Raw genomic sequence first — 3,930 nt, forward strand, 5'->3', positions numbered from 1 at the left:
CTGCCTCAACCCTCAACTGAATCAATAGTCTAATTATATAAATATCAGTATATTAAGTGAACTAAATGTATAGATTAATAGATCATAAGCAGAACATACTTAGACCAAAAGGTGATCAGAGTTTTCACACAGTCTGGGCACTTAGTTGAACTTCGGCAAAGAGCTTGAAGCAGTCATACAATGTAAAAATCCGACTGACCGCTAATCGCTCACAGCCGAACTTCGTAAAAGTGCCACTTTGAGTCGTTCAGTTTAATTCTTTGCTCAACTAATAAAAACTAATTAACAGACGTTTTACCTAATTCATTTAGGTCAGTGGCTTAGCTCTCCAATTAACCAACTGCGGTATTGTACTAGCAGTTATACTTCTAACTAACACTACTCATAACTCATTTTTTCGAAAATATCTGTTGTCACCACAACATAATAAATTTATTATATAATAAATTCATTATGGAATATTTCATGAAAGTTCTCTTTTTATGCACTGAAAACTCAGCTAGGTCTATCATGGCTGAGGCGTTGCTAAAACATCATGGTAAAGGTGAGTACGAGGTTTATAGTGCTGGTACTGAGCCAAATAGTGTTGATAGTCGTACCTTGTCAGCTATCGAGCACTTTGGGTTACCTACCGATGGATTACACTCAAAACACCTTGATGAAGTTAGCAATATCCATTTCGATTTTGTTATTACCCTGTGTGATAAAGCGGCAAAAGAGTGTGATAGCCGAGTCAATGGTACTAACTGCCTTGCTTGGGATTTCCCTGAGCCTCGTTCTCGTAGAGATGCCAACCCGTTTGAAAAAACGCTACAAGAGCTAAATGAACGGATCAAAATGTTTTTGCTGATACAAGAAAAGCAAATGCCAGCGCCAATAACGCCAACTACTTTTTACAAAGCTCTGGCTGATGATATTCGCTTGAAAACGCTTTTAATCATTGCGGTTGAGGGTGAAGCGTGTGTCTGTGAGTTGATGACTGCATTAGATGAAGAGAGCCAGCCCAAAGTGTCCCGTCACCTAGCACAGCTTCGAAAAACAGGCATTTTATCTGACAGAAAGCATCAGCAATGGGTGTTTTATTCGATCAATCCAACATTGCCAGCGTGGATGAAGCAAACCATCACCTCAACGGTAGTGAATGAGCCTATTTTTATCGAACAAGAGCTAGCCAGATTAAACTCGATGGGTGACCGTCCTACGCGTGTGGCAAGCTGCTGTAATTAAGGAATGTAACTATGGGGATTTTTGAACGTTATTTATCTGTTTGGGTGGCGATATCAATTGCTGCTGGTGTGGCGCTGGGGATTGTTTACCCACCTCTTTTTGAAGCTATTGCAAAGCTTGAAGTTGCCCATGTAAATGTAGTTGTTGCTGTTTTCATTTGGGTAATGATCTACCCAATGATGGTGCAAGTGGATTTTTCAACCATTAAGGAAGTAGGGAAGAATCCGCAAGGCTTGGTATTAACTTTGGTGGTCAACTGGCTTATTAAACCATTTTCAATGGCTGCTTTAGGTTGGTTGTTCTTCGAAGGCTTATTTGCCGATTTTGTATCACCAGAAACAGCGCAAGAATACATCGCTGGTATGATTTTACTGGGGGTTGCACCTTGTACGGCAATGGTGTTTGTCTGGTCGCAATTAACCAAAGGTGATGCGAACTATACCTTAGTTCAGGTGTCGGTGAACGACATCATCATGATTTTTGCATTCGCTCCCATTGCGGGGTTATTGCTTGGTGTAACAGACATTCATGTACCTTGGGGCACCTTGTTTATCTCGGTGATTTTGTATGTATTGCTCCCTTTAATCGCGGGAATCCTGACTAGAAAACACTTAAACAGCTCAGGTCGCGATGAAGCAGCTATCACAAGTTTGCTAGAGAAGTTAAAACCGTTTTCTGTTATCGGTTTACTGGCAACAGTCGTTTTGCTGTTTGGCTTTCAAGCTAACACCATTATTGAGCAACCACTTAATATCTTGCTAATCGCCATTCCGCTTATCCTGCAAACCTATGGCATTTTCATTATTGCCTATTTTATCGCGGTCAGACTCAAGCTTAAGCACAACATTGCTGCACCTTCTTGTTTGATTGGTACATCTAACTTCTTTGAATTGGCAGTGGCAGTAGCTATTTCCCTTTTCGGCTTACATTCAGGCGCTGCATTGGCGACCGTGGTTGGGGTTCTGGTTGAAGTTCCAGTTATGTTGTCTCTCGTATCGATTGTGAACAGAACAAAACATTGGTTTAACGAATAATTAAGAGGCTTTTTATGCACACTCATCCATATGACATACTAACACTTGATAATGGCGCAAGCTTTATCTTTACTCCTTGCCCCGGAACAAAAGACGTTGATTTAACAACATCGGTTACACAATTGAAAGATGCTGGAGCACAAGCGATTGTGACGCTGATGTACGATGCAGAAATGAACAAGAATGAAGCCGAAGACCTTCCTCAAGTGTGTGATGCACAAGGTATTAAATGGTTTCAGTTACCTATTTTAGATGACGATGCACCAAATGAAGATTTTGCAGCAGCGTTCAAATCAAACCTTGATGACATGCTATCTATCTTACGCAATCAAGGCACCATTGCCGTGCATTGTAAAGGCGGCTCTGGTCGCACAGGCTTAGTCATTGGACTACTGATGTTTGAACTAGGTTACGACAAGGCAGACATTATTAAACAAGTGCAGAAAATGCGCCCTAAAGCGCTCTCACACCCAGTACAACTTTCTTTTTTCAATGAGTTTCAAATAGTAGGAGCTTAACAATGGCAATTAAAATTGGTATTAACGGTTTTGGCCGCATGGGTCGCTTAACACTTAGAGCTGCTTTTGGTTGGCAAGACATTGAGTTTGTGCAAATCAACGATCCTGCTGGCAATGCAGAAACGCTAGCACATTTATTAAAGTACGATTCTGTGCATGGTACTTGGTCACATGATGTAACCCATGATGACAATAACGTGATAATTGATGGTCAAGCCATTCGTGTAACGCAAAACAAAGCAATTAATGATACGGATTGGTCTGAATGTGATTTGGTCATTGAAGCGTCAGGCAAGATGAAGAAAACTGAGTTGCTACAAGCCTACTTAGACCAAGGAGTAAAAAAAGTCGTTGTAACAGCACCCGTAAAAGAAGAAGGTGTACTTAATGTGGTTATGGGGGTTAACGACCATCTATATGATGTTGAACAGCACTCAATCGTAACGGCAGCGTCTTGCACCACAAACTGCTTAGCACCAGTGGTGAAAGTGTTACTGGATAAAATCGGCATCAAACATGGCTCGATGACGACTATCCACGACATTACCAACACTCAAACGATTCTAGATGCTCCGCATAAAGATTTACGTAGAGCGCGTGCCTGTGGCATGAGCTTAATCCCAACCACTACAGGTTCGGCAACGGCGATTACTCATATTTTCCCAGAGTTGAAAGGTAAGCTGAATGGTCATGCGGTACGTGTGCCTCTTGCGAATGCTTCAATTACTGATTGTGTATTTGAGGTTGAGCGTCCAACAACGGAAGCTGAAATTAACGCTTGGATGAAAGAAGCGGCTGAGGGCGAATTAAAAGGCATTCTTGGTTATGAAGAAAAGCCACTTGTTTCTATCGATTATAAAACCGACCCACGTTCTAGCGTTGTCGATGCATTATCAACAATGGTCGTTAATGGCACTCAGGTGAAGCTGTACACATGGTATGACAACGAGTGGGGTTACGCTAATAGAACGGCTGAACTTGCTCGTAAAGTCGGATCATCAATTAAAGGGTCACGGCAAGATCATTATAAATTGAACTTATAGAATATGTAGTGATCAGATCAAGGCATAATAATCACCTTGGTCACGTAAAATATGAGCGCTACTTTTCTGAAACACTTTAATTCAATTACCGATCCTCGCATTGAACGC

General features: G+C 41.4%; 4 protein-coding genes. All 4 read left to right on the top strand.

Annotated features, from left to right (window positions below):
• Positions 1-465 precede the first annotated feature (465 nt).
• From JIG41_RS05290 to JIG41_RS05305, 4 genes are read left to right on the top strand one after another with little or no spacing between them, the layout of a single operon-like run.
• On the top strand, positions 466-1,227 hold the full coding sequence (locus tag JIG41_RS05290; RefSeq protein WP_029609889.1) for a metalloregulator ArsR/SmtB family transcription factor: 762 nt from the start codon (positions 466-468) through the stop codon (positions 1,225-1,227).
• An 11-nt stretch (positions 1,228-1,238) separates the two neighbouring features.
• Positions 1,239-2,261: an ACR3 family arsenite efflux transporter gene (gene arsB / locus JIG41_RS05295; protein WP_028835005.1), complete on the top strand. Its 1,023-nt coding sequence runs from the start codon at positions 1,239-1,241 to the stop codon at positions 2,259-2,261.
• A gap of 14 nt (positions 2,262-2,275) precedes the next feature.
• Positions 2,276-2,779, top strand: a complete 504-nt coding sequence (locus JIG41_RS05300) for a cyclin-dependent kinase inhibitor 3 family protein (RefSeq protein ID WP_016898911.1) — start codon at positions 2,276-2,278, stop codon at positions 2,777-2,779.
• Positions 2,780-2,781: 2 nt separating this feature from the next.
• A complete protein-coding gene (locus tag JIG41_RS05305) occupies positions 2,782-3,822 on the top strand; it encodes an ArsJ-associated glyceraldehyde-3-phosphate dehydrogenase (RefSeq protein WP_199524364.1) in 1,041 nt (346 codons plus the stop codon).
• Positions 3,823-3,930 lie beyond the last annotated feature (108 nt).

This window comes from Pseudoalteromonas sp. bablab_jr011, assembly GCF_016464045.1.
GTDB lineage: Bacteria > Pseudomonadota > Gammaproteobacteria > Enterobacterales > Alteromonadaceae > Pseudoalteromonas > Pseudoalteromonas lipolytica.